The 26,016-nt window shown below is 33.3% G+C and carries 20 protein-coding genes; 10 read left to right on the forward strand and 10 right to left on the reverse strand.

The features are described 5' to 3' along the window. Nucleotides 1-58 precede the first annotated feature (58 nt). The 3 genes from RHP49_13805 to RHP49_13815 are packed head-to-tail and all read right to left on the reverse strand — an operon-like array spanning nucleotide 59 to nucleotide 6,126. Nucleotides 59-1,261, reverse strand: a complete 1,203-nt coding sequence (locus tag RHP49_13805; protein ID WNH11964.1) for a PKD domain-containing protein — start codon at nucleotides 1,259-1,261, stop codon at nucleotides 59-61. An 18-nt stretch (nucleotides 1,262-1,279) separates the two neighbouring features. Further along, nucleotides 1,280-2,821 carry a RagB/SusD family nutrient uptake outer membrane protein gene (locus RHP49_13810; GenBank protein WNH11965.1) on the reverse strand — a complete coding sequence of 514 codons (1,542 nt, stop codon included), beginning with the start codon at nucleotides 2,819-2,821 and terminating at the stop codon, nucleotides 1,280-1,282. Between the two features lie 38 nt (nucleotides 2,822-2,859). Further along, nucleotides 2,860-6,126 carry a TonB-dependent receptor gene (locus RHP49_13815; GenBank protein ID WNH11966.1) on the reverse strand — a complete coding sequence of 1,089 codons (3,267 nt, stop codon included), beginning with the start codon at nucleotides 6,124-6,126 and terminating at the stop codon, nucleotides 2,860-2,862. Between the two features lie 310 nt (nucleotides 6,127-6,436). Here RHP49_13815 and RHP49_13820 point away from each other — a divergent pair, with 310 nt between their 5' ends. The 8 genes from RHP49_13820 to RHP49_13855 all read left to right on the forward strand — a co-directional run bounded on the left by RHP49_13820 (nucleotide 6,437) and on the right by RHP49_13855 (nucleotide 16,636). Continuing rightward, nucleotides 6,437-9,664, forward strand: a complete 3,228-nt coding sequence (locus RHP49_13820) for a glycoside hydrolase family 2 TIM barrel-domain containing protein (protein WNH11967.1) — start codon at nucleotides 6,437-6,439, stop codon at nucleotides 9,662-9,664. Nucleotides 9,665-9,771: 107 nt separating this feature from the next. Then, complete coding sequence (locus RHP49_13825) at nucleotides 9,772-11,604, forward strand: T9SS type B sorting domain-containing protein (protein WNH11968.1); 1,833 nt, start codon at nucleotides 9,772-9,774, stop codon at nucleotides 11,602-11,604. 597 nt (nucleotides 11,605-12,201) lie between these two features. Further along, a complete protein-coding gene (ssb, locus tag RHP49_13830) occupies nucleotides 12,202-12,558 on the forward strand; it encodes a single-stranded DNA-binding protein (protein WNH11969.1) in 357 nt (118 codons plus the stop codon). Between the two features lie 76 nt (nucleotides 12,559-12,634). After that, nucleotides 12,635-13,015, forward strand: coding sequence for a hypothetical protein (locus tag RHP49_13835; protein ID WNH11970.1), 381 nt, complete (start codon nucleotides 12,635-12,637; stop codon nucleotides 13,013-13,015). An 11-nt stretch (nucleotides 13,016-13,026) separates the two neighbouring features. Beyond that, the gene (locus tag RHP49_13840; GenBank protein ID WNH11971.1) at nucleotides 13,027-13,224 is read left to right on the forward strand and encodes a hypothetical protein; all 198 of its coding nucleotides are present in this window, start codon (nucleotides 13,027-13,029) and stop codon (nucleotides 13,222-13,224) included. Between the two features lie 389 nt (nucleotides 13,225-13,613). Next, the gene (locus tag RHP49_13845) at nucleotides 13,614-14,006 is read left to right on the forward strand and encodes a BfmA/BtgA family mobilization protein (protein WNH11972.1); all 393 of its coding nucleotides are present in this window, start codon (nucleotides 13,614-13,616) and stop codon (nucleotides 14,004-14,006) included. A gap of 4 nt (nucleotides 14,007-14,010) precedes the next feature. Then, complete coding sequence (gene mobB, locus RHP49_13850) at nucleotides 14,011-15,039, forward strand: MobB family relaxase (GenBank protein ID WNH11973.1); 1,029 nt, start codon at nucleotides 14,011-14,013, stop codon at nucleotides 15,037-15,039. Nucleotide 15,040: 1 nt separating this feature from the next. After that, the gene (locus RHP49_13855; protein WNH11974.1) at nucleotides 15,041-16,636 is read left to right on the forward strand and encodes a type IV secretory system conjugative DNA transfer family protein; all 1,596 of its coding nucleotides are present in this window, start codon (nucleotides 15,041-15,043) and stop codon (nucleotides 16,634-16,636) included. A gap of 326 nt (nucleotides 16,637-16,962) precedes the next feature. On the opposite strand, the gene RHP49_13860 is transcribed toward RHP49_13855, so the two are convergent. Both RHP49_13860 and RHP49_13865 read right to left on the reverse strand, forming a co-directional pair. Then, the gene (locus RHP49_13860; GenBank protein ID WNH11975.1) at nucleotides 16,963-19,017 is read right to left on the reverse strand and encodes a hypothetical protein; all 2,055 of its coding nucleotides are present in this window, start codon (nucleotides 19,015-19,017) and stop codon (nucleotides 16,963-16,965) included. Nucleotides 19,018-19,050: 33 nt separating this feature from the next. After that, nucleotides 19,051-19,461 carry a hypothetical protein gene (locus RHP49_13865; GenBank protein ID WNH11976.1) on the reverse strand — a complete coding sequence of 137 codons (411 nt, stop codon included), beginning with the start codon at nucleotides 19,459-19,461 and terminating at the stop codon, nucleotides 19,051-19,053. Nucleotides 19,462-19,756: 295 nt separating this feature from the next. On the opposite strand from RHP49_13865, the gene RHP49_13870 reads away from it, so the two are divergent. Together RHP49_13870 and RHP49_13875 are read left to right on the forward strand one after the other, a co-directional pair. Then, a complete protein-coding gene (locus RHP49_13870) occupies nucleotides 19,757-20,023 on the forward strand; it encodes a transposase (protein WNH11977.1) in 267 nt (88 codons plus the stop codon). Between the two features lie 35 nt (nucleotides 20,024-20,058). Continuing rightward, a complete protein-coding gene (locus tag RHP49_13875) occupies nucleotides 20,059-20,901 on the forward strand; it encodes an IS3 family transposase (GenBank protein WNH14431.1) in 843 nt (280 codons plus the stop codon). On the opposite strand, the gene RHP49_13880 is transcribed toward RHP49_13875, so the two are convergent. The 5 genes from RHP49_13880 to RHP49_13900 form a co-directional block, all read right to left on the reverse strand. After that, on the reverse strand, nucleotides 20,887-21,588 hold the full coding sequence (locus tag RHP49_13880) for a tyrosine-type recombinase/integrase (GenBank protein ID WNH11978.1): 702 nt from the start codon (nucleotides 21,586-21,588) through the stop codon (nucleotides 20,887-20,889). The genes RHP49_13875 and RHP49_13880 overlap by 15 nt on opposite strands. A 160-nt stretch (nucleotides 21,589-21,748) precedes the next feature. After that, entirely contained in the window at nucleotides 21,749-22,768 is a 1,020-nt protein-coding gene (locus tag RHP49_13885) for a hypothetical protein (GenBank protein WNH11979.1), read from the reverse strand. A gap of 152 nt (nucleotides 22,769-22,920) precedes the next feature. Next, a complete protein-coding gene (locus RHP49_13890; protein ID WNH11980.1) occupies nucleotides 22,921-23,691 on the reverse strand; it encodes a phospholipase D-like domain-containing protein in 771 nt (256 codons plus the stop codon). Between the two features lie 185 nt (nucleotides 23,692-23,876). Next, nucleotides 23,877-25,220 (reverse strand): exonuclease domain-containing protein, encoded by a 1,344-nt coding sequence (locus tag RHP49_13895; GenBank protein WNH11981.1) that lies wholly within the window; start codon nucleotides 25,218-25,220, stop codon nucleotides 23,877-23,879. After that, nucleotides 25,220-25,990, reverse strand: coding sequence for a LexA family transcriptional regulator (locus RHP49_13900; GenBank protein WNH11982.1), 771 nt, complete (start codon nucleotides 25,988-25,990; stop codon nucleotides 25,220-25,222). Before RHP49_13900 ends, RHP49_13895 begins: the two co-directional genes overlap by 1 nt. Nucleotides 25,991-26,016: the final 26 nt, after the last annotated feature.

Here is a 26,016-nt window from a genome sequence, read left to right on the forward strand (position 1 = left end):
CCAATTGTTTTTTACAAAAAGGCTTTTTAAAACTAAAACAAACTACTATTTAAATTATTTAATTTCTAATTACCTGAATGTTATCAATAAAAAGATTCATATTTAGGTCGGTGTGAAATGGTGTATTCCACATTTTAATTTGAACATAATAATCACCTGGTTGTAAGGTTTTTGTGCTTGAAGCAGCAAACCAAGCGCCTCCAGGAGTTCGGAAAAACTGTTTGGTAGGGCCATCAGCTGTTGTGCCAGCTAAAGGTGTTGATATTTCAAATACATAATCGGGATGTGTTGTCGATATCAGATCTCCAAAAGTATCCATTGAAACTGTGTATGAGCCTGCTGTGGTTACGGTAAACGGATAATTTTCCATTCTTAAGGTATTGTTTGTAAATGCACCTGCACCTGGTTCTTCATACAAATATTTTAAACTTGCAGTACCTTCTGAAAAACGTTCTGTTGAAACGGATAAATTAGCGTTTCTATCTTCACCGCTATTTCCTCTAGCAACCCAATTGGATAAACCAGCAATCTCTCCATCATTATTACCACAATCTATTAGGTTTACAGTTTCATCACAAAGAGGAACTAACAATATGTTCATGTAATCTACTTTTGTTGTAGTTCCCATACTCGCAGGGATTCCACGACTAACTGTTAATTTTACAGAATATACCCCAGGAGTAGCATAAGTAACAAAAGGATTCCTCTCGGTACTAGTTGCTGGGTTGCCACCTTCAAATTCCCATAAAATGGTGTCCAATAATCTACCTTCTTCAAATGTAGATTGTCCGTCAAGTGTTCTATCAAAAAACTGAATGGTGCTTCCGAATAAGTCAGATGTTTTTTCAGCTTCAAAATCAGGAACTACTTTTTGAAATACTTTTACTTTGAATAAATTGCTTTCAACTGAACCATCTTCGTGTGTAACTTCTAGAGTTGTACTGAACCCTTGGTTTTCTCTAGCTTGTCCAGTTCCAATTGAAGGGGATGGACTTGGATAAGAAACGTTAACAACTTCATCCGTTGATGTTGCGGTATTACCACCTTCAAAGGTCCAAACTCTTGAACTTACTGTCTGAGAAGAATCTGTATAGGTAATCGATTCACCTTCTGTAATTAATAGCTTGTTTGCAGTCGCTTTAAAGCTCCCGGCTCTAATACCATCTAATAAATTAGAGTCTTCTACACAAGCTGTGGTAGTTACTAGCAATACTAAAAGCATTGATATGAAACTATAAGCTATATTTTTATTTTTTTTCATAATATTAATAGTTTTAAATTAATAATCTGGGTTTTGATCTAAACTCGGATTAATTTGAATTTCGGAATTTGGAATGGGCCATCTAATTTCAAAATCTTGATATTCTGTACCCGGATCTCCAGCATTAGGGCCTCCTTGTGTAATTCCAGAGATAGCTTGTTTGTATTTTCCAAAACGAATTAAATCATTACGCCTCCAACCTTCTAGACATAATTCTTTACGTCTTTCATCTAACAATGCGGTTGCATTTTCTTCCTTAGTACCTAATACCATGTCTGGCACAGCGGCAGGGTTCATTCTTGCCCTTGCTCTTAACTTATTTACAGTCATGTCTATAACTTCTTGTGTCAACAGACCTTGACCGTTTAAAGCTTCTGCATACATTAATAGTACATCTGCATAACGAATGTACGGATTGTCAAAAGGGGTGTCATTAGGGTATGCGCCATCTTGTGATGCGTGCCATTTCCAACCTCTCCAGTTGTTTTTATTAACCGTCCATGCATCTGGGTTATTCATACCGTCTTCCGGGGACCAGTCATTAGCATTATGCTTTGCAACATTGTTCAACAAACGAATATCATCCCTATCATAACTGGCTTCAAAGTTTTGGTTGATGAAACATGTTCCCCAGCCACCGCCATTGTTTACATTTCCGTTTGGTCCGTAAAATGTACTTAAGAGTCCACCTTCATTTTTACCAGGTCCATCCATTCCTATAGAATAAACCATTTCTACACTTTGTTCATTATCTAATGAGAAAACATCAGGGTAACTAGCTAATAAATTATACACACCGCTGTCCATAACGTCTTTAAGTATGGCACTGGCCAAAGCAAATTTATCGGTTTGGTTTAAAGGAAACCCCGTCATTTGTAAATATACTTTTCCTAACAAAGCTTGAGCGGCTCCTTTGGTTACTCTACCACCACCTTGTTCTGCTGGCAAGATAGCTGCAGCTGCTTTTAAATCCTCAATAATAAAAGCATAAACATCTTCTGGAGCAGCTTGTGGTACTTCTAAATTATCTAAACTGGTTACTTCATTTTTGATAAGTGGTACATTTTCCCAAGTGGAAACCAAGGCAAAATTTATGGTTGATCTTAAAAATTTGGCTTGTGCTACAAAATTGTCTCTATCTTCTATGTCAATTTGATCGGCAGTCATAGCACCAATCCGATCTACAACACTATTTACTTTATTCAATGCCACATACAAGTCTTCCCAAATACTTCTAACTGTGCTGTTTGTTGGTGTTAATTGTTGTAAATAGATTAATTTACGATCGCCACCCCATGGCGGAACAACTACTTCGTCGGTACCTATTGTTCCCCAATGGATTGCCCATCCATCAACACCGTTGCCACCAGAGCTCACTATTTTTTGTACAGCATCATAAGCCCCTATCAAATAGGTCTCTGCACCCTTTTTGTCTACCAACAGTGCATTTGGTGTTACAAATGTCGATGGATTTTCGGTTAAAAACTCGTCATTGCATGAAGTTATTGATGCCATCATAATTGATAACAACAACAAACTGCTTATTTTTTTCGTTTTCATTTTTTTCATTTTAATAATTAATGTTAACATACACATGGTTAAAAACCAACGTTTAAACCAATTCTAAACGTTCTTGCTCTTGGATAAGAATCGATATCTAATCCTGGCGTTAATTGATTATTACCAACACTCACATCAGGATCGTACCCTGAGTAGTTTGTCCAAACGTATAAATTATCTACGGAGCCATAAACTCTAAAGCTTTTTAATCCTAACTTATTAGCGACTTCTTTATCCAAACTGTAACCAAAAGTAACATTGGCAAGTCTAATGAAAGATCCATCTTCTACGTAATTTGAATAAGCATTACCTGAAATCCCTGCATCACCATTACCCCAAATTACTGGAACATCGGTGTTAGGGTTTTCTGGTGTCCAGCGATCTCTAACACTTCCATATTTATTAAAGTAAGGTATAGCTTGAGAAGTTGCCTGCTTTATATTTTTGTTATAAACGTCATTGCCATAAGACCATGAGGTAAGTACAGATAGGTCGAAATTTTTATAAGAAAAATTATTAGTAAATCCACCAAAATGATCTGGAACGGTTCTACCAATTATAGTTCTGTCATCAGAATTCACAATACCATCATTGTTTTGGTCTGCAAATTTCGGCATCCCAGGTCTGTAATTATTAATATTGGGCTGTCCAGATGATATTACTACACCGTCTTTCAATGTGTAAACCACATCATAGTAAGGAACACCTTGAGCAGCAGCGTCAGCATAAATTTTTTCAGCAGCTTGAGCATCTGTAAGTCCATCAAAGGCAGCGAAATCACTATAATTATAAACACCATCAACTTGTAATCCATATATCGAACCTAAAGATTCACCAACTCTAACTACATAATCATCCTGAATTTGGTTATCTCCAATAGCTCTTATGAAAAACTCGTTAGCATCTCCTAGATTTAATACTTTGTTTTTGTTAAAACTAATATTAAAGTCTGAAGACCAAGTAAAGTTATCTGTTTGTACATTAATGGTATGCAAAGCAAATTCAAATCCTTTATTTTCTAAAGCGCCTATATTTTGGAAAGCTGTTTTAAAACCAGATGTAGACGGTAAGGGTCTTTCTAATAGTAAGTCAGTTGTTTCTTTTTCATAATAATCGGCTTCAATACTTAAACGGCTGTTAAAAAGCGCTATTGATATACCGGCATCGGCTTGCGATGTAGTTTCCCATGTTAAATCTTCATTTGCTAATCTTTCTACCGCTACACCAGTAACTAAATTATTACCATTAAAAATAGTACTCGCTAAGCCTGCCGATGCTAAAGAACGGTAAGAGCCAATAGAGGTATTACCAGTTTCACCATAACTTACTTTTAGTTTTAAGCTATTTAGCCAGTCGACATTTTCTAGAAACTTTTCGTTGTTCACTTTCCAGGCAAATCCAGCAGATGGGAAGAATCCCCATTTGTTTCCTTCGGCAAACCTAGATGAACCATCATAACGAGCACTTACGTTTAAGGTAAATCTATTATCGTAATCGTACTGTATTCTTCCTAAATAAGATTTAAGTGAATTATCTGAAAACGTAGATTGTGTTGGTAAAGTTACCGTAGCACTTCCTAAATTATCTAAATTGATATTGGGCAAATCAAAACCTGTAGATGCCGACGTTACATTTTCAAATGATGTGGCTTGTTGTTCATAAACAGCAGTAACATTTAAAGAGTGATCTCCAAAAGATTTATTGAAATTTAAGTTTTGCTCAGATGTTATGCCTTGTCCTTGAAAAGTTCCTACAAAAGCTCTACCATTCGCAGATCTACCCCACCCATATTTTTCTGAAAAATACCTTTTATTTTTACCACCAAAAGTATTAAGCCTGAGTGATGATTTGAAAGTTAGACCATTAGCAATTTTATACTGTACATATACGTTACCATATATGTTATGTTGCGTACCTGAGTTTATATCGCTTTCTAAAATAACATTTGGATTGGATATATCACCACTTCTTAAAGATATTAAACGGCCGTCATCATCGTATTCAGCATCACCATATCTAGTTAATCCTTGTACTGGGCTAAATAATACAGCATTGGTAATAATACCAGAACGTCCATTTGCATTTTCAGAAGCTGCGGATACTACACCGCCTGTGTTGTTAAAACCCATGTTAGCATTTACACCCACTTTAATTCTTTCTCCAATATTTTGGTCAAGTCTAAGGTTTCCATTATATCTTTCAAAACTTGATGTTTTAATAATTCCTTCTTGATTGATATATGAGAAAGAAGCCGAATATGAACTATTATCAGAGCCACCTGTAGAAGATACTTTATAATTTTTTGTAACGGCCGTTCTAGTTATTTCGTCTTGCCAATCTGTAAGGATGACCCTAGGATCCAATAAATTCAAATCATTACCAAATTGATCTCTAAAAGCACCAACAAATTGATCTCCCGGATCGTTAGGATCCCAAGGTGTATATTCATATCTCCAATCCACGAATTCTTGTGCAGATAGTAAATCTATTTTATTTGAAATATTCCCAAAGCTGGTATAAGTTTCAAAGTTGAAATCTGCTCTTCCTTTTTTACCCTGTTTGGTGGTAATAATGATAACACCGTTCGCACCTCTAGAACCATAAATGGCCGTTGCCGAAGCATCCTTTAATACTTCAATGGATTCTATGGTACTTGGGTCCATTGAAGCTAATGGACTCGTAGAACTGTTTCCAAGCCCTAAGCCAGTACCTTGAGCGGTTCCATCAATAGCAAAACCATCAATAACATATAAAGGGTCATTACTAGCATTAATAGATGATCCACCACGCACTCTTATTTTAAATCCTGCTCCGGGTCCACCTTCTGAACTTACAACTTGAACACCCGACGCCTTCGAAGCTAGCGCACCTTCAAAAGAAACACTCTTTACTTTGTCTAAATCTTCAGCCTTTAAAGACACTACGGATCCAGTTAAGTCTTTTCTTTTTACACTTCCGTAGCCAATAACAACTACTTCATCTAGTTTAGAAGCATCTTCTTGTAAGACAATTTTTAATACTTTGTTGTCACCTACGGTGACTTCTTTGTTTTGATAGCCTAAATAACTAAAAACTAATACATCTTTAGCTGAAGCATTAATTTCAAAGTTACCATCAAAATCAGTAACGGCCCCTTGGTTCGTGTTTTTTACTTTAATATTTACACCAAGTAAAGGCTCGCCTGCCGAAGTTACAGAGCCGGTAACTTTCTTAGATTGCCCATAAGAAACACTAAAACAGAAAAGACTAATGAGCGTAAACACAAAAGCTTTCGTTTTAAAATTTTTAAACAATTGGAATTTCATATTTTTATTTAGTTTAAGTTATGAGTTACAAAATTGTTTAAAATCAACTCAGAGAAGGATGACAAATGATTTTTTTGAGACAACATATGTATTTTGTATTAAAATAATGTTAAAAATTGTTTTACACAGTGATTTGTAAAAATCATGATTTTTACTTATTTAATTAAATAGTAAATAAGAATTTATTCGATTTCTTTTTTATTATAGCATTTTAATTTAAGACATATGTGGTGGTTATATATTCAATTGTAGTTTAAGAGTTATTAATAAATTTTAACTTTTGCTTTTAGTTTAATTTTAACTTTATAAAATGAAAAAATATAGTTTCATAGTGTTTTTTTTAACACCAATTATCTTGATAGCACAACAAAATGATTGGGAAAACCCGTATGTAAATCACATAAACAGACTACCAGCACATACTACTTTTTATTCATATAGTGAGTTGGGTCAAGCTAAGGAAAACATTCGAGAAAAGTCATCATTGTTCAAATCACTAAACGGCGATTGGCAATTTAATTGGGTAGCAAAACCTGATGAAGCTTTTAAAGATTTCCAAAAAGTCAATTTTGATGCTTCAAAATGGGATGTTATAGATGTGCCTTCAAATTGGGAGATGAGAGGTTATGGTAAACCTATTTATACGAATTCAACGTATCCTTTTTTTAGCGATTTTCCATTTATAAACTATAATGATAATCCAGTTGGTCACTATATAAAGTCTTTTGAAGCAGATAAATCGTGGAAAGATAAAGATGTTATTCTTCATTTTGGTGGCGTGTCTTCAGCGTTTTATGTATGGGTGAATGGTGAGTTTGTGGGTTATAGTGAAGACACTAGATTACCATCAGAATTTGATATTACAAAACATATTAAGGATGGTATTAATAAAATAGCCGTAAAGGTGTACAGATGGAGTGACGGTAGTTATTTAGAAGCCCAAGACCATTGGCGCATGAGTGGCATTGAGCGTGAAGTCTATTTGCAGGCCCTTCCTAAAGTGCGTTTGTCGGATTTTACAATTCGAACTGAATTAGATGAAAATTATGAAAATGCGCTTTTACAAATACGTCCAGAGTTTATTGCGAACATTGCTGATAAATATGTTGAAAAAGTTGGACATTTTGGAGATGCACCGTTAAACACAAAAGTGGATGAATGGACATTAAGCACGCAATTAATAGATACTAACGGCAATCCTGTTGGTGATGTTACAAATACAAAACTTAAAAAATATTTTGGAGAAATTTACCCACAGCGCGATAATGTGCCTTTTGCATTGATTGAAACCAAAGTCAAAGCACCTAAAAAATGGTCGGCAGATAGTCCTTATTTATATACCTTATTATTTACACTTAAAGATGATAAAGGAAACGCCATTCAATACACAAGTACTAAAGTTGGTTTTAGAACATTAAAAATTGATGAACGAGGAAGGTTTCTAGTTAATGGTAATCCCGTGAAAATGATAGGTGTTAATCGTCATGATCACCACATGAAAAACGGAAAATCTGTTTCTAGGGCAGATATGGAAGCCGACGTAAAACTCTTAAAACAATTCAACTTTAATGCTGTGCGAACGTCACATTATCCTAACGATCCTTATTTCTATGATTTGTGTGATACATACGGAATTTACGTTATGGACGAAGCGAATTTAGAAACCCACGGTACTCGCGGTAAACTATCTAACGTGCCAGAATGGTCCAATGCTTTTTTGGAACGAGTCGTGCGCATGGTGGAACGAGATAAAAACCATCCCAGTATCGTGATATGGTCTTTGGGTAACGAATCTGGTATGGGGCCCAACCACGCTACTATGGCAGGTTGGATTAAAGAAATGGACCCAACTCGCTATATCCATTATGAAGGCGCACAGGGCGATGCTACTGATGCACGTTATAAAAAGAATTATTTTGACCTTGGCAAAGGAAACCCAACCGATTCAAAATGGGTGGATATGTTAAGCAGAATGTATCCACAACCACAAGAACTACAAGATTTAATTGATGATACCAGTTTTGATAAGCGGCCCGTATTGATGTGTGAATATGCCCATGCCATGGGGAATTCCTTGGGAAATATGCAAACCTATTGGGATGTTGTTTATAAAAACGACCGAGCTTTGGGTGGTTATATTTGGGATTGGATTGACCAAGGTATTTTGAAAAAAGATGAAAATGGCACCGAATTCTTAGCCTATGGTGGCGATTTTGGGGATATGCCAAATTCGGGCAGTTTTTGTCTCAACGGCATTATTGCAGCCGACAGAACTCCGAAACCGGAAATTTACGAATGTAAAAAAGTCAATCAACCAGTTGTTATTTCAGAAGTCAATGGGTTAAACGGCGAATTTGAAATTTTGAACCGCCATCATGCCATTGATTTGTCAAAGTATGATTTGGTTTGGGAACTGTCAAAAAATGGGACAGAGGTTCAATCTGGAACTTTAACATCTTTAACAACAAAACCCAATCAAATTGATAAAATCAGAATTCCCTTTAAAACCCAAAAAGCAGCTTCTGATGACGTGTTTTTTATTAATATTAAAGGAAAACTTAAAAATAATACCTTATGGGCAAATAAAGGTTATGTGGTTTTTGAAGAACAGTTCCAATTGCCTTTTGAAGTTAAAAAATCAAAAGAAAAAATAGAAAAACAACCTTCTGTAGTTGTTGATGAAACTTCAGATAACATTATAGTGAACAACAAATCAATGCACGTTGAAGTGGATAAAAACTCAGGACTTATTTCTTCTTATAAATTCAAAGGTACCGAGTTTTTCAAAAGCCCCTTAAAACTTAATTTTTGGAGACCGGAAACTGAAAATGATGCAGCTTATAGAAAAGCAAAAAAACAAACCAACGAACGCGATTGGATGAAAGCTGGGGACAGTTTTATAGTTGAAAAAGTAGAAGTTATTTCTGCTGAAGTGGGAAAAGCTATCGTGAAGATTGAAGGTGTTATTGAAAACCCAAAAACAGCAATTTACTTAGTGTATAACATTTTTGGAAATGGAGAAGTTCAGGTTGATTATACGAGTCGGATTAATCAAAATGCACCCAATATTCCTAGGATAGGCATGCAGTTTGATATAGCGAATACCTATAAAAATATCACATATTTTGGAAAAGGGCCGCAAGCCAATTACCAGGACAGGCAAACCGGTGCTTTTGTAAATATTTATAAAGGTGATGCAAACACCATGAGTTACGGTTATGTAGTTCCAGAAGAATACGGCAACCATATGGATACCCGTTGGTTTAAGGTTCAGAATAATTCAGGAAAGGGACTTTTAGTAACAGGTGCAACTCCTTTAAATTTTAGTGTGTTGCCATTTAGTTTCAATAATATTGAAACGGCGAAACATACTAATGAATTGATTAATCGAGATATTTTAACAGTAAATATCGATCATATTCAAATGGGCGTTGGCGGTGATAATACTTGGTCGTTTAGGGCAGAACCGCATGAACAGTTTAGGGTAAAACCAGGTGTTTATATATACACCTATACTTTGATTCCTTTTGAAGATTAATCATAGGTTTGGATTAAAGTCATTTATTTATACGTGTAAGCTATTAATATATAATTTTGAAAATGCATGAAGAATATATTTGCTTTTTAATATACAAGTTCTGACTAATGGATATTTGGAACCACATAATTCTGACCTTATTAGTTTACTGTTTTTTCAATTTATATGCTAATGGTCAAAGCGGGAGCGGAAAATTTTGCATAAATGCTGAACCTCTTTGTGGTGCCAGTCAATTTTATTATTCTAACAGCTCTGGTTATAGCATCGCTGAAAGTGGCCCAGACTATGGTTGTGTTCTGGCTCAATTAAACCCTTCTTGGTTTTATATGCAAATCTCCCAAGATGGTGATATTCAACTCAAAATTGAACAAAGTACGACCATTGGTGGAACTCCAGATTTAGATGTGGATTTTGTTATTTATGGTCCATTTAATGACCCTGAAAAACCATGTGTTGTAGATTTAACGTTTGAGAATATTGTAGATTGTAATTATCTACCAGATTTTGTTGAGTATGTTAATATTCCAAGCACAAGTGCAGGTGAGTATTATCTCCTTTTAATAACTAATTTTTCATTAGCCCCTGGTTTTATAACGGTAACCCAAACAGCAGGTTCTGCAACGACAAATTGTATTTTTCTAGAAGATTATAATATTGTTGAAGAGAAAGCTTGTAGTGGAGATGTTTTAACACTAAATGCTATAACGCAAAACGCAGAGAGTTATATTTGGTATGAAAAAAACGAAAATGTACAAAGTGGTTTTGAAATAATTAATGGCGCTAATACAGAAACCTATGAAGTGAATACCTCAAATGAATATCGAGTAGAAGTTTTTGATGTCAATAATGTTTTAATTGAAAAACTGCAGTTTAATGTGTTTTTTTTAGAAACACCTAAAGTACCTACTACTATTTTGGACTATTCACTATGTGATATTGAAAATGACGGTTTAGAAGTATTTGATTTAGGATTTATGGATTCAAAAGTGCTAAATGGCTTAAGCCCATTAGATTATTCAGTATCATATTATTCTAGTTTAACAGAAGCAAATAGTGCTAAAAATCAATTGCCGATTTTATATATAAATACTCAGATTTCAGAAATCATTTATGTAAGAATTGATAATATAACATCAAATGATATAGTTTGCTTTGAAGTAGGTTCATTTAATATAAAATTGAATCCAATCCCAGAGATTATATTAGAAGACAATTATATTTTTTGTGTAAACTTAAACGGTACAGAAGAAATAAGTACTCCTCCAATTATTGATACAGGATTAAGTAATACAGAATATCAATTTACATGGTACTTTAATAATGTTGTTTTGCAAAATGAAAGTAAAAGCACACTGATAGTTTCGCAAGAAGGAGTATACACTATTGAAGTCCTGAATTTAACAACTAATTGCTCCTATATGTCAAGTACTGTGGTTAATATTAGTTCTCCGCCAACGGTTTCTGCTTCAGTCACTTCTCATGCGTTTATAGAACAAAATGTTATTTCTGCAACGGCATTTGGAGAGGGGTTTCAAGACTACGAGTTTAATTTAGATGGCGGTCCTTGGCAGTTAGAAGGAACATTTAATAACGTGTCTTTCGGAGAACATACTGTAAAAGCAAGAGATATTAACGGGTGTGGCACATCTAGCAAGAATATAGTTGTTATGGACTACCCCCTTTATTTTACACCTAATGGAGATGGAGAACATGATACTTGGAATATTGTTGGAATTTCTAACCAATTGCAGGCTGAAATCAGAGTGTATAATAGATATGGTAAGCTTATTAAACAATTAAGTCCCTCTGGATTAGGGTGGGATGGAACCTATAATGGAAAACCATTACCTACTGACGATTATTGGTTTACGATAACATTTTTTGAACCCAAAGACGGGACATTAAAACAGTTTAAATCTCATTTTGCGCTAAGACGATAAATCCACTCAGCACATTTCCCTACATTTTGCGAAAAGCGCCATTCCGGGAAAAGCGCTTCATTAATAAATCTTGGACACAATCCCCACTTTTTACTTTTCATTCCGTTAACCCTTTCCATCCCGAAACTTCGGGGCTTGAAAGGAACACTCTATTCCAAGAAAAAAGCGTGAATTAAGTCCGCTTTATAGGAATATAAATGTATTTGCATTTCGTTCCACTTCCTATGTTTTTGTATTTCACAAAGAATTTAGACTTATATCCTGAGCCAACACCGCTAAACCTTTTTTTGACAGCAAAATAACAACATTCAGCTTTGAACGACAGCATAACCAGGCTCATGCTTCGCACTTTTTATATGTCTACACAAACCTGAATATTGAAAGGGCCAAGCAACAAAAAAAGGTAACAGCGTCGGCTCTATGGGAAGTAAATCTAAAATAAATCTTATGAAATCTTACAAAATCAATAAAAAGGAAGCGGAACAAAAGTTAAAAAAACAAAAGAAGGAAAACGCTCTGGATATAATAAGTAAATCAATAACAAAGTCTTTCTGAAGGGTTCAGAAAGGTCAATATTAATCTTTAAATTTTTTAATTATGAGTACTCTAAAAAACAAAGTACAGTTAATTGGTAACGTAGGGAACGAGCCAGAAATCACGAACCTAGACAGCGGAAAGAAAGTCGCTAAATTTTCAATCGCTACCAATGAGTTTTACAAAAATTCAAATGGCGAGAAAGAACAAAACACCCAATGGCACAATGTCGTAGCATGGGGAAAAATTGCCGAAATCGTAGAAAAATATGTAGGCAAAGGAAAAGAAGTTGCCTTAGAGGGCAAATTGACATCACGCTCTTATGAAACCAAAGAGGGAGAGAAAAGATATGTTACCGAAGTGGTAGCCAATGAAATTCTTCTTATGGGAATTAAAGGTGATGGAAACACTAGTAAATAACTAAAATTAAAAGAGGGCGTTCCCGTGGAAAGTTGCGCCCTCTTTTTCATTATTAACTTCTAAAAATAGAATCAGAATGAAGACACAAGTTAACAAAATAAAAGAGGATCTGCAACAATTTATAGGTTCAGAAACCTTTTATAAAATTCCTTTAATAGGAACTAAATTTACAGATGGGATAAAATATTTGGCAGATACAGCTGAGTGCTTTTGGTTAGTGACCGATGCATCAGTAATAGCAAAAAGTTTAATGACTAAAAGCTATTTTGTAACCATCGATTTTAAACGGCTTTCCGAAAAAGAAAGAGCAGAAAAACAATGTGAAGCTATCATTAATTATAGCGATGGAAATGATAACATTTTTGAAACGCATAGGTACAATGTAACTGATTTTCCTTTGGATGAATTGCGATTGTTTTTTGTTGATAATACACTGATGCTTCCCAGTGAATACTGATTTTTTTGGTCATGGTATATCTCAATTATACAAACCTCGATAACGAAACCCAAGAACGTTTGGTTTCGATTTCCAAAAAAGATGTTGAACAGAAATTTGGAAATGATTTGAAACGATACGCCAAAGAACATCATTTAAAATATGAAACGCTTTTGGAAGAAGAAGCTCTAAAAAATTTGTATTCTTATGACTATGTTTTCAATATTTAAAAGCTAATTATTAACCCAGGATCTTTAAGTTTTTAAAGGTCCTTTTTTTGTTCTGTTATTTTGGATTTTGCAATAAAAAGAGTGGATTGCAAAGAATTATTTTAAACTTCAAATTAAACACTCTTAAAAAATCGAATTTCTATTCTTATTGAAGCAAAAGCCATTACATTTTTAGATGTAATGGTATTTTTTTGTCCCGGTAAATCGGGACGAAAAGGAATAGCAAGAGGGTAACACGCTAGCGCGATGTTTCAGTTTTTAGTTTTTACAAAACACTAGTAAAATCAATGGTTTTGAGAGATTGAATGTTTTAGTTAATGAGTTTTTAGCATCGTTTTTCAGAAAAAAACCTCTCAGACCAATAAAAATAACAAATTTTTTCAGAAAAAATGGATAAAGGTTATGAAAAAGAACGCTTTGAGATGCTCGGGATTAAAGTTTCGGTGGCAAAAAGATTTCGGAAATTTTGTAAAAAAATGTCAAAGTCCCAATCCATGACATTGCTTCTGATGCTTGACTTTTTTGAGGAGAATGGGATTTCACCAAATGAAACTATGGGTCCAAATATGCAAACCTTGGAGAGCGAAATTAAGAAACGAATCAATGCTGTAATAGCCATTATAAAGGACATTGAAAAGAACCATGACAAACCCACTACAGCGATGCTGCAATCCTTATTTATGGAATTCGAACCTAAGGATAAAAAGCTCATTTTAGAAAAAGATCCTAAAGAAAATAAAGTTCAGTTTGTAGAAAAAAAAGAATCAAATAATCAATTATAAAATAATGTACATAACAATCACTGCACAAAAATTAGGAGGCAACTATTCACAGAGTTCGACGGATTTTGTTGATTACTTAGAGAAAGAAAATCAGGGTTTGGAGCAAGAGGATATAGAACATTTTTTTAACCAATATGGCGATGAAATAGATGCTAAAGAAGTGGTCAAAGAAATTGATAGCAATACTGCAAAACTCAAAAATAGGGAACCTAAGTTTTATTCAATTACTGTAAGTCCAAGTCAATCTGAACTTCGAAAATTACAAAACAGTTCTGAAGATTTAAAGACATATACTAGAGCCATCATGAAGGATTATGCAACGTCTTTCAATCGGGAAATTAATGGTAAACCAATAACCGTAGACGATATAAAATATTTTGCCAAAATTGAACACCAACGCACGTTTAAAGGCACCGACAAACAAGTGCGAGAAAATCAACCTTTTGCCACTAAAATACTTGAGTTAAAAAACAACATTAGGAAAATAGAATACCAACAACTGGAAGGAAATATAAAGCAAATGAAAACTCAAATAGCCAAACTTGAAGCCGAAGCACCACACCAACAAAACGGAAAACGTATTGTTCAAGGCACGAAAAAGGAAGGTAACCAAAGTCATGTTCATATTATCGTGAGTCGAAAGGATGCTTCTAATTCTGTGAGCTTATCACCAGGATCCAAACACAAAGCTTCAGAAGTAGAAATGCATGGTAAAATAGTGAAACGTGGATTCGACAGGGATGCATTTTTCACAAAAGCTGAAAGCTCTTTTGATAAAACGTTTGGTTACAAACGCAACTATGCTGAATCGTACAAATCGAAGAAAGATTTTATTAAAAATCCAAAGCTGTATTTCACAACATTATTAGGTTTGCCAGCTAGTGAGAAAGCAATAGCTTTTAAAATGCTTGCAAAATCTGGAGTGCCTATTGCGAGTATTCCAACCAATCAAGTGCAGTTAGCGCTTAAAACCATAAGATATTTAAAACGTGGTGTGGACGTAGCAATTAAATCAGGTTCAATAGGCATATAACATGGAAATACAAGGAATCACATTTACGATTGGATTATTATTTGGAATGTTCTTGGTGTTTTCAATCCTTTTCAAAATAACTCGCAATGGATTTTTTCTAAACCTGCTGCTAATTATTATAAGTTTATTCATGGTTTTTAAAATGAGTGTATTTACATTGAATTGGTATGTTTCCACACTTTATATTGGATGTCCGCTATTGTTAATCAATACGGTTTTATATGTTTTTCTGCACACTGAAAATGAAGCTTTCAATTCCAATAATAAATACCAAGTTCAATTTAAAGTAAAGCGAGGAAGTTTTAAAATAGATAACGTCAAACGGGGTGCTTCCATTATTGGTTCTGCAGGTAGCGGAAAAACAGAAAGTGTTGTTTTTAGTTTTCTTCAGCATTTCAGCAAGCATAAATTTTCAGGAGTCATCCATGATTACAAGAATTTTGAAATCACTGAAATGGCATTCCCTTTATTTGAGAAAAATGAGATTGATTTTCGAGTGATTTCATTTGATACTATTTATGATAGAGTGAATCCTATAGCACCAAGATATATGACCAATGAAGAAAGCGTCAATGAGGTTGCCAGGGTGCTTATTGAAAATCTATTGGAGCAAAAGGAATCAGGAAGTGTAGGAACAACAAAATTTTTTAATGATGCAGCAGAAGGACTTATTGGTGGGTTGATTTGGAAACTAAAAACCAATTATCCTCAATACTGCACCTTACCACATTTGATAGCCATATACCAATTTCTGGACACAGATAGCCTTATTGCTTTTTTGAGCTCCAACACAACCTCCAGAGCCATGGCAGATGCCTTTATAAGTGGTAAGGATTCGGATAGACAAACAGCTGGTGTGAAAAGCACTTTGGCGAATGCGCTGAAGAAGATATCTACGCAGCGTATTTTTATGACCTTATCTTCGGATGATGTGTCACTTGATATTAATAATCAGGAACAGCCCTTAGTGATATCAGTCGTGAACAACCCTAAATATGAAACAGCATATTCTCCAATTATAGCCACCATAATTCATACCATTACGAAGCAAATGAGCATTAGAAATGCCAATTCTTCATTTTTGATGATGGAAGAAGCACCAACAATTAGGCTATTGAATATGCACCGTATTCCAGCAACTTTAAGAAGTTATGATATTGCTACCATTTATGTTATGCAAGACAAGATACAGAATGATATGATGTATGGCGAAAAGGCAAGCAAAGCTATTTTGAGTAATTTGTCATATCAATTCTTCGGAAAGGTAAATGATCCTGATACCGCGAAATATTACGAACGGTTTTTTGAAATTGTAAAAAAAGAAACCACCAGTGTGAATCGAGGTCATAATCTCAATTTTGATACGCGGATCACCACTGGAGAACGGGAAGTAGCAAAAATAAGAGCAGATGCTTTTTTTAGATTAAAGGAAGGGGAGTTTATAACGTTTGCTGACGGTGAAGATAAAAAGGTACAATTTAAACTTTCTAAGATTGAAAAAAGTTTGCCAATAAAAAAACAAGAATATTCCGAGGCAAATTTACAATCAAATTTTGATGCGATTTATGAGGAGGCGAGGTCCATTTTTAAAAGTTAGGATTTTAAACCACTTCTATATATTCAATTAAAAGCTCCATGGATTGGCCATATTCTAAATCAAATTGCAATCGCTGTTAAAAACGAGCGAACTACCGTTAAAGAATTAATTGCAGCTAGAGTAGAATCTGAAGTTAAGGCATATAATGATGATAAACTTCCAGAATATTTTAATGGACTTATAGAACCTCAATGATAAAGCTAACGTTTATTTGTATCTTGGAAAATTGCGTGTTTGCGTGCGAGGATTTTCCGAAGGAAATCAGAAGCTAGCAAACGAGCAACTAACTTTGTGCTAGCTAAAACTAGCAATTTTTTGTATACGCCTTAGCGACTGGGCTTTTCTAATTCTTTTAATTCATCTGGTATCTTTAATTCAGATTTGAAGCTTTTTATATTACTATGATTCCAATACTTGTCTTTAATTAAATACAACACTATGGCAATAAATAGAAATGAAAGTATTGATAGTATATTGCCAATAATAAAATCAGCTTGCCAATTCTGAAATCTCTGAATAGCTAAATTAATGTTCCATTGTGATTGATATAGTAAGTAAAGTGCTATTCCGATGAATATTGCTAGGCTTATGAAAAATAAAACCCAACTTTTTCTTCTCCATTTCACTAATTCATTATCAATCCATGCATCGCGTTTAACTCTTCTTGCTTCATTTTTTTCCTTTAGTAATTCACTTTTTAATTTATCCGTTTCAGAACTTTTTTCTGCGATTATAGCATCTATAGACTTACTTTTTTCTTCATATTTTTTCTTGCTTTTTTCTAGATTATCAGTTCTTATGGATAAACTATTAAACACCTTTTCCAGATTTTTAATTCGTGTATCTTCTATTTCTTTTTGCTTTTTAGCTTCATCTTCTAGACGTTTAATAAATTCCTCCTTATTTTGCTCTGCAAGTAAGTTCAAGGATTCAATATCCTTAAGTTGTTTGTTCGTAATTCTAGTTGCAACTCTAATTATATCTTCATCACTGATTTTTTCTTCGGCATACTTATGTATATTGTCGTCTAGTTCTCTTAATATTTTTGCTTTTGGAAGATTTTGACTTAAAGTCAGTGCGATTGTAGAGGTAAGACCTATTTCGGCTAAATCTCCACCTTCAATAGAATTAGTTATTTGTGGGTTACTCAACCAAAGGATATTGAGTAAATCGTCAGCCTTGATGATTTCTGGTTGAAACCCTTCTCTTAAATGAAAATTTTCACCTTCTAAAGTCGCTGTGTTATTAACAAACCACGCATTGACTTTATCAAAATCCTGAATACGTTTGTTTTTCCGTTCTTTTCTTATGAATAGAATGGCCATCGCATCGTGTAGAGCTGCTATTTTAGCTGACCTATATTCTAGCAAGATTTTATATTCATCTGTAAATTTTGCTTCGTTTTTTAATTTTTCAGTATACGGAATAGTTGATATTCCAAATTCTCTTAGCGAATCTCCAATATTATCCGCTATTCTCTCCAAGTCAATTTTAGAAAGATTTCTCCTCTCACAAGCATTGTATACATCTTCTGTGTTTACTTTCTTCTGTAAAAATGATTTGTCAAAATACTCTGCTTTTTTTTCAAGTAGGTTAGTTGTTTCATTTATAGTATCTATAAGAACTGTAACCTTGTAGCCTTGTTGTTTTGCTATTTTTAATAAGGTTCTGCAAGTATGAGTTGACTCTGGTGTATTCAAATCTAATAAGCCGACAATAAAATTAGTGTCTAAAAGAAGCTTTACCTCACGTTTAATTTCATCGGGCGCATATTCTATGTAACCAGATATAATTGAACCTAAGTAAATGTTCTTAATTTTTTCGTATACTGTCGGAATACGTTTAAAAAAATCTATGAACTGAGCCTCAGCAGTATAATCCTCACCATTAACATTTTGATTGTGAGAAATGTATTTAGAAAGATTAAATTTATTCTTCTCTATAAATTTAAATATTGACTCACTATTCTTTATATCAAGGTCTGAATTTTTGCAAAACTGCTTAAAAAGTTGTTCTACTTCTTCAATATCTCTTTCTTGTTCCTTTAAAACATCGTCGAATTCGTCAAAAGTATATTCATTGATGCTAAATGAAAGGTCTTTATGTAAAATAAAACGAGTAATTTCTTTATCATTTACCTCAATGCAAATGGCATCTAATACTTTTTTTAAAGCAGGGACTGGAAAGTCTAATCCGTAAAGTTCATCAGTTACAGCTTTTATTTCAAGGATGCTTTTTCCTTTGTGTATGCCCTTTGAGTTCATATAGGACAAAGCTCTTTTTACTAGTGGAATAAAAATATCTATTGGGCCTTTTGCTAAAGTTCCAGTATTTCTAATATGTGCTAAAAAACTATATGTGGTTGCTCTTTCTTTATTCATTAATGTTTTATTAGTTCTGTTTTTGCCTTATAGCTAACGTTTATCTTTATAAATCATATTCAATACTTCTTCCACAAACGATTTTACTCTTTGAATTTCTGGTTTGTAGTTTGAAGGATGTCCACATTTATTTCTCAAACCTAGACAATTATTTATTAATTCATTTTTCTGAAACTTACTAAAAACACCTATTTTTTCCGCTAGATGAATTGTTGTTTCGTCTTTTATATATTCAAAGCTGTCAATGTTTTTTATTTTTTTTGCTCTAGAGTCAATACTGATTAATTCTTCGTTTATTATGTTTAGTTTTTCTATTTCTAGTATTTGTTTTCTAATATTCTTTATGGCAGATGACCAAATAAAAATTACTCCAGCTCTTAAATTTCCATTTCTAAAGCAATCTATCCCTTCCAATAGATAATCGATTTCATCTAAATCTTTCAATTTGAAAACCAAAGATTCTAAATCATCAAAACTTTCAGTTTTTTCAGATGTGGTGATTAATTTATCATAAGGTGTAAAATTTATTACTTGTTCTTCGTGAATTAATTTTGAATATTGAAAATGGGAATCAAATTCCTTGATTTTTAGATATTCTAAAATTTTTATTAATGGGATTCCTAATTGATTTAGATGTTTAATGTATGAATATTTGAATGCTCTAGTTGTTATGTAGCCTTCCCTAAAAATAGGACAGCGTAAAATTCGAATTTACTAATTTTAAATTTTAAACTGTCACATGAAAAAAAGCAAATTTACCGAGACACAGATTGTGAAGATCCTAAAGGAGAACGAACAAGGAAGAAGCATCCCTGAACTGGCCCGAGAACTGGGAATCGACAAGAGTACCAATTATTATTGGCGCAAGAAGTATGGTGGCATGGAAGCGAGCCATTTAAAGCGGCTAAAGGAGCTTGAAGAAGAAAACCTTAAGCTAAAGCAAATGTATGCCGATGCTTCTCTTGATATTCGGATGCTAAAGGACGTATTGTCAAAAAAGTCCTAAGACCTTCCGACAAGCGATTCCGTGCCAAATATCTAATCAAACAGTACGAAGTGTCCGTTAAGCGGGCCTGTGGAGTTATGGGGATGACACGCTCTATGTGGTATTACCAAAGGAAGAAAAATGACAAAGAAGTCATTGACAAGCTTTCTGAACTTGCCCAGCAATTGCCCACCAGAGGTTTTGATGAGTATTATAACCGAATCCGTCGCGAAGGTCATAAATGGAACAGAAAACGTGTACTGAGAGTATACAGGAACATGAAACTTAAACTAAGGCGCAAACACAAGAAACGTTTGGCAACAAGGGTCAAACAACCTTTAGAAGCTCCAGTATCATTGAATATTTGTTGGAGTTTGGATTTTATGGGCGATGTTCTTGGTGATGGAAGAAAGGTTCGTGTGTTGAACGTTATAGATGATTGCAATCGAGAAGCATTACTGGTAGAGGCTGGATTGTCCTTTCCGGCCAGAGCGGTTGTAGAGGCCTTAGAGCAACTTAAAGAGGAAATTGGTGTTCCTAAGTACGTTAGATGTGACAATGGTCCCGAGTTTATATCAAAGACCTTTGCCAATTGGTGTGAAAGGAACTTTATCGAAATCAAGTATATCCAACCTGGCAAACCAATGCAGAATGGATATATTGAGAGATTTAATAGGCATTACAGGGAAGATATACTGGATGCTTATTATTTTGATGACATCTATCAATTACAAAAGTTAAACAATCAATGGAAGCACGATTACAACAATAATCATCCGCATAAATCCTTGGGAAACAAATCCCCTGTAGAATTTATGCCCAGATTTGAAGATGAAATAAATTTAATCTCCAAATCCGAGCGAGAAAGCAATTTTTTGTCGAATTTAGAGGTGTCCTAAAAAGGGATAGGCTACAGTTAAAGCAGGATTGAGTTCCATTTCTTTTAATGAATCAATCAATAATTTTCTAACACTTGTGTAAGAATACTTTTTATTCTTGTCATTTTGACTATAAATGAAATATGATTCTGGTTTATATTCTTTGTAGTAGTCTGATAATAAAGGAATAACTCTTTTTGATAAATAGGCTCTTCTCTTTTCATTTCCTTTACTGTCGTGTAAAATTATAAATGGATTTTCATCTTTAGAGATTATGTCTTGAATTTTAATTTCCAACAATTCGTTTGCTTCTAAACCACAAGAGTACATTAAAAGAAAAATTATTTTATGTTTTAAATTTTCTTTTCGGTCTATTAATTCTAACACATCAGATTGCTCAAAAAAATCCGCTGACCTTTCTGCTGAATCAGGAATTTTAAATGGATAGATTCCATGATTTTTATTATGCATTTGGTCAAAAAATATTCTGCATACAAAGATTAATGTTCGTAATGTTGTATGAGATTTTTTTTGATTAATTAAGGATTTAGCGTAGCTAGTTACTTGTTTGTTTGTTAATTCAGTTGGATTATGAGCAGAATAAAAATCAAAAAGTCTAAAAAGAGTATTCGAATAACCTCGAATAGTAGATTCAGCATATTTTCTTCTTCTGAATTCTTTTATTACTTTTTCTCTAATTTCCTCCATTTCTGTGGTTTACTCAAATGTTGCCTAACGTGTTCCTGTATGGAAAGTTGCGTGTTTGCGTGCGAGGATTTTCCGAAGGAAAATCGGAAGCCAGCAAACACGCAACAAACTTTGGTTTAGCTAAAACTAGCAATTTTTTATACACGGCCACTGGCTTTTCTTATATGTTGTAAATTTCATTTATTTCTAATTCATTTCTTATGGACTGAATTGTAATTAAAATCAAGTCAGTTGTATTTGATATAAAAAATGAAAGTAAAATTATTGTTAGAGTAAAATCAGTCCATTTATTTAGGTTAAGAACAAAAGCAAAAACACAAACAATTAAAAGAACTAGAAAAACAACCATATTAATTAAGCCTTTAATATAAAATTTAGGAAGCTTTCCGGAATTTAGTGAGTTCAAATAATAATGCTTTTCAAAAATTACTGAATCAAATTCAGTTAGTAAGTCTTTGAGTTCTCTTTTATAGTTTTGTTTATCAATTTGTCTTCCCGTAATTTTTTGAAATAGTTCATCAATCCTATTCATCCTATATCTTGAACAACCATTAAAATTAACGATGTCGTCGCTGGACCTGTCAAGAAAATACCAAAATGACCCAGCATATTCTTTATATCTAGCAATTTCCTCTAAGGTGTAATTTTTTGGATTAAATTCTGTGAAAAAGGTAAAACTGTTGTCTCCGTCTTCAAGTCCTTTTAGCGCAAGATATGCTTGTCCATCTGTTCCGTAAATTTCTTCACTAATTTTTGTAGACTCCTCATAAGTAAATTTTCTATGACCAGACAAATCGTAACCTCGATATTCCTCGTAAGTAAGATCTTCATATCTATGGTCAACAATAGATTTTATGTTAACATCATTAAATCTCCAAAATTCGTGTAATCCTCTGATTTGAAATGCTATTCTTCTTAAATAGGTGATTTTCGATGATAATATGTCTATTTTCTTTTTTCGTTCAATTTTAATTGACTTTTCTGCAAAAAGTTTTGAAAACAAGTAGGTTGCAATAATTGCTATAATTATTGATATTACAGAAATCAATGTTGAAAGAATTTCTTTTTTTTCAAATTGTTCTACATCTGTGTATTTAAGAAATATCCAAAAACAATCGAATGTTACAATAGGATAAATAAATATTCTCAAAATATCACTTATGATTGGTTTTTCGTTCATTTTTTCAGCTTGTGGCTAACGGTCTTGTATATGAAAAGTAGCGGATTTTACTCACGGACTTTTCGGTTTTGTATTGACGATAAATTTACGGAAATCACTTTGTTTTAAGCACTTAAACCGCTATTTTTTATATATGTTGTTAGCCACAGTTATTATTCTTTATTTAATTCCAATTGTAGTTGTTTGAACTGTTCGGCAAATTCTTCTGCTACTTTTCTATCATCAACAACTTCAACAGTTTCTTTATTATATTCAGCTCTTCTTGACCAATTATAAGAGCCGTGTATAACTTTCTGCAAATCAATAACACAAAATTTATTGTGCATTAAATTGTCATTAAATGCTCCAAACTTTGGATAGCCTTTTATGTTTAGTTTGTCCTTGTATTTATCGTATTTTTTCTTATTTATTTCGTCTTTACTCACAATAATTCGAACATCAATTCCTTCATTGCTTTTCTCAACAAGTAAATCATAAATTTCATCTAATGTAAACCAAGCAACAGCAATCCAAATCGTAAACTTTGCTTGTTTTATAACCTCAATTATTTTATTTTTTTGTTTTTCAAAAACGACTTCTACGTCAGCAGGTTGTTCAACAGGGTGTTGAACTATTTGAGGCACGAAATTTATTTCTTTAATTAAAAAACCACAGTTTGTCGGAAGTAATTGGTCACAATATTCCTTAAGTATAGCATGTGTTCTTTGATTTATGTTCGGAAGTTCTGAAATAGGAAGTGAAAAAATGATTGAACACCAATATGTATTCCATATCTTCTCTGTGAAATTACTGGTTTCTTGAAATGACATTGTACATTTTTTTAATAATTCAGTTATGTCATTTTGTTGTTTGTGTTCCACATATTCAATTAAGGTCTTAAAGAAGTCTTGTTCAGGTGGTAATTCATATGTGAAATCGCTCATTAGTGTTGTTTTTTTTAATTGTGGCTAACTTAGTTATATGGATTACTGACCATCATATAAGATTCTAATGGAGAAGGATAACAATACTTTTATAAATTATTTTCCATTCTTATTGTGTTTCAATATATCCAATAAGCTAATGTAATTACTTTCTTACAATTTAGCTAAAGGATTTTAGTTGGTTTTTAATTTTGACTTTCCAATACCATTTTTTTTAAGACCCTTTGAATATCAACATTATCTTTTTGGGGTATGAGAAACAGCTCTAAATCTTCCGAAGTATTAATTTGTTCATTTTTATCAATAAAACCATATCCACGATAAATGCTATTTTGAATCATAATAAAAGCCTCTTCATTTTCATGTCTACCTTGTTGTTTTAAGATAACATCTTTGGACATGTTTTTAAGATAATCTATGGCTTGATTAACACGAATATTATATAATGCCTTAGATTCAGTTTCTTTACAAACCCCTTTGCAAGATTTAATTGAATAATGCGAACAATACGTAACACCTTCTTGTAAATGACAGTATTTTGGACATAGATTAAATTGCTTACAAATGGATTCCATATAATAACGACACTCTTGAATACTATATAATATTTGTATGGCATGTGGTATTGATTTATGAGTATTATAAGCTAAATGAATAATGCCATTTCTATCTTGGTAACTAAATATGGCATAAGCTTTTGGAATGCGTTTGGCAGCTTCATTATATTTGGGGAAATGATGCTTAATAGCGGCATCTTCCATTAATAAAGCAATTGTTTCACTTCCTGAGAGTTCAAAATCTACATCAGTAGTTTCTCTAGATAGATTAAGTTCCTTTTCTATTTTACTGTAAAAATGGCTTAATACTCGCTTTTTAATATCTTTTGCTTTTCCAACATAAATAATTTTCCCTTTTTTATCCTTAAAATAATAAACTCCTGTAGCGTTGGGAAGTTGGTCAAAAGTTTCTTGTTTTAAATGTTGAGGTAGCGTAGTCTCTTTGGAGTCTTTTTTAAAAAAGGATTGAATAACTTCTTGGGAATTTGGTTGTTCTAATAATAATTTAAAAAGGATAACTGTGGCTTCCGCATCACCTCTGGCACGATGTCTACCAACAATAGGTATATCTAATGTATCGCATAATTTTCCTAGACTGTAAGATTTATGACCAGGTAATAATTTTCTGGATAGTCTAACAGTACAAAGTTTCTTTCTATTAAAATGAACTCCAATGGATTTAAACTCATTACGAATGACATTGTAGTCAAAATTAACGCTGTGTGCTATAAAAATGGCATCCTTAGTAATGGATAGAATAGATTCTGAAATCTCAGAAAATACAGGCGCTTTAGCAACCATAAAATCATCAATTCCAGTTAAAGTTGTTATGTAATCGGGAATGAGCCGTTCTGGATTAACAAGGGATGTAAACTCATCAATCAATACATTGTTTTCATATCTGAAAATGGAGATTTCAGTAATTTTATTTCCAATACCAGTTGTTTCAACATCGATTACAGTATATATCATTACACTAATTTTTCTAAGGCTTTTAGTTCAACACCTAGCTCGTTAAACATATTAATGATACTACTTAATTTAAGTTCTTCTTCACTGTACTCTTGTGTATTTATGCTACAAGTAAACTCCCATATTTCTAATACTTCATTGATGGGTACACTGTAATCATTATACTTTTTGTTGTCTGACATCAATAATAATGAATTATTAAAATCAATATTATTCATAATACGCTTATAGACCATACCATCATTCAATGTCACTAAAACATACGTTCTTCCTGTTTTTATTTCATTTCTATTTTCTACAAAGCGACCTATAACAAACGAGCCATCTTTCATAGGTAACATAGAATCTCCTTTTATGGGGAACGCACGATGTTTACCGGTGGGTAAAAAAGGCAACTTGATTTTTTGCAGTTGCTCAATGTATTCAGGGTCATCATAACCAGCCAAATAACCAGCTGAAGCTTTAATAGGAACAACCTCAATTAAATTTTCATTTTCAGAATCGACTACAATAGGAAATAGTACGCGTTGATTTCCAATTTCAATGAATGACGAATCCTTAGATTTGGTCAGATCATTTCTAAGTAAAATATCAATAGGTATTTTGAAGTAATCGGATATACCAATTAGAAACTCGATAGTAGGAGCGGAGCGACCTTCTTCATAAGAACCAATTTTAGAACGTGATACTGATAATTCATCAGCAAGCACTTCTTGCGTGAGGTTTTTGAGTTTCCTTAAATGTTTGATGTTTTTTGATATCATTTTCATAATACTACAAATATAAGCAATAATTA

It is taken from the genome of Flavobacteriaceae bacterium HL-DH10, from assembly GCA_031826515.1.
In the GTDB taxonomy this organism is placed as follows: domain Bacteria; phylum Bacteroidota; class Bacteroidia; order Flavobacteriales; family Flavobacteriaceae; genus Thalassobellus; species Thalassobellus suaedae.

Coding starts and splice junctions, on each gene's coding strand:
- RHP49_13890 (WNH11980.1), bottom strand. CDS start 23,691: ATGAGCGATTTCACATATGAATTACCACCTGAACAAGACTTCTTTAAG.
- mobB (WNH11973.1), top strand. CDS start 14,011: ATGTACATAACAATCACTGCACAAAAATTAGGAGGCAACTATTCACAG.
- RHP49_13870 (WNH11977.1), top strand. CDS start 19,757: ATGAAAAAAAGCAAATTTACCGAGACACAGATTGTGAAGATCCTAAAG.
- RHP49_13855 (WNH11974.1), top strand. CDS start 15,041: ATGGAAATACAAGGAATCACATTTACGATTGGATTATTATTTGGAATG.
- RHP49_13805 (WNH11964.1), bottom strand. CDS start 1,261: ATGAAAAAAAATAAAAATATAGCTTATAGTTTCATATCAATGCTTTTA.
- RHP49_13825 (WNH11968.1), top strand. CDS start 9,772: ATGGATATTTGGAACCACATAATTCTGACCTTATTAGTTTACTGTTTT.
- RHP49_13835 (WNH11970.1), top strand. CDS start 12,635: ATGAAGACACAAGTTAACAAAATAAAAGAGGATCTGCAACAATTTATA.
- RHP49_13840 (WNH11971.1), top strand. CDS start 13,027: ATGGTATATCTCAATTATACAAACCTCGATAACGAAACCCAAGAACGT.
- RHP49_13900 (WNH11982.1), bottom strand. CDS start 25,990: ATGAAAATGATATCAAAAAACATCAAACATTTAAGGAAACTCAAAAAC.
- RHP49_13860 (WNH11975.1), bottom strand. CDS start 19,017: ATGAATAAAGAAAGAGCAACCACATATAGTTTTTTAGCACATATTAGA.
- RHP49_13815 (WNH11966.1), bottom strand. CDS start 6,126: ATGAAATTCCAATTGTTTAAAAATTTTAAAACGAAAGCTTTTGTGTTT.
- RHP49_13880 (WNH11978.1), bottom strand. CDS start 21,588: ATGGAGGAAATTAGAGAAAAAGTAATAAAAGAATTCAGAAGAAGAAAA.
- RHP49_13810 (WNH11965.1), bottom strand. CDS start 2,821: ATGAAAACGAAAAAAATAAGCAGTTTGTTGTTGTTATCAATTATGATG.
- RHP49_13895 (WNH11981.1), bottom strand. CDS start 25,220: ATGATATATACTGTAATCGATGTTGAAACAACTGGTATTGGAAATAAA.
- RHP49_13820 (WNH11967.1), top strand. CDS start 6,437: ATGAAAAAATATAGTTTCATAGTGTTTTTTTTAACACCAATTATCTTG.
- RHP49_13885 (WNH11979.1), bottom strand. CDS start 22,768: ATGAACGAAAAACCAATCATAAGTGATATTTTGAGAATATTTATTTAT.
- RHP49_13845 (WNH11972.1), top strand. CDS start 13,614: ATGGATAAAGGTTATGAAAAAGAACGCTTTGAGATGCTCGGGATTAAA.
- ssb (WNH11969.1), top strand. CDS start 12,202: ATGAGTACTCTAAAAAACAAAGTACAGTTAATTGGTAACGTAGGGAAC.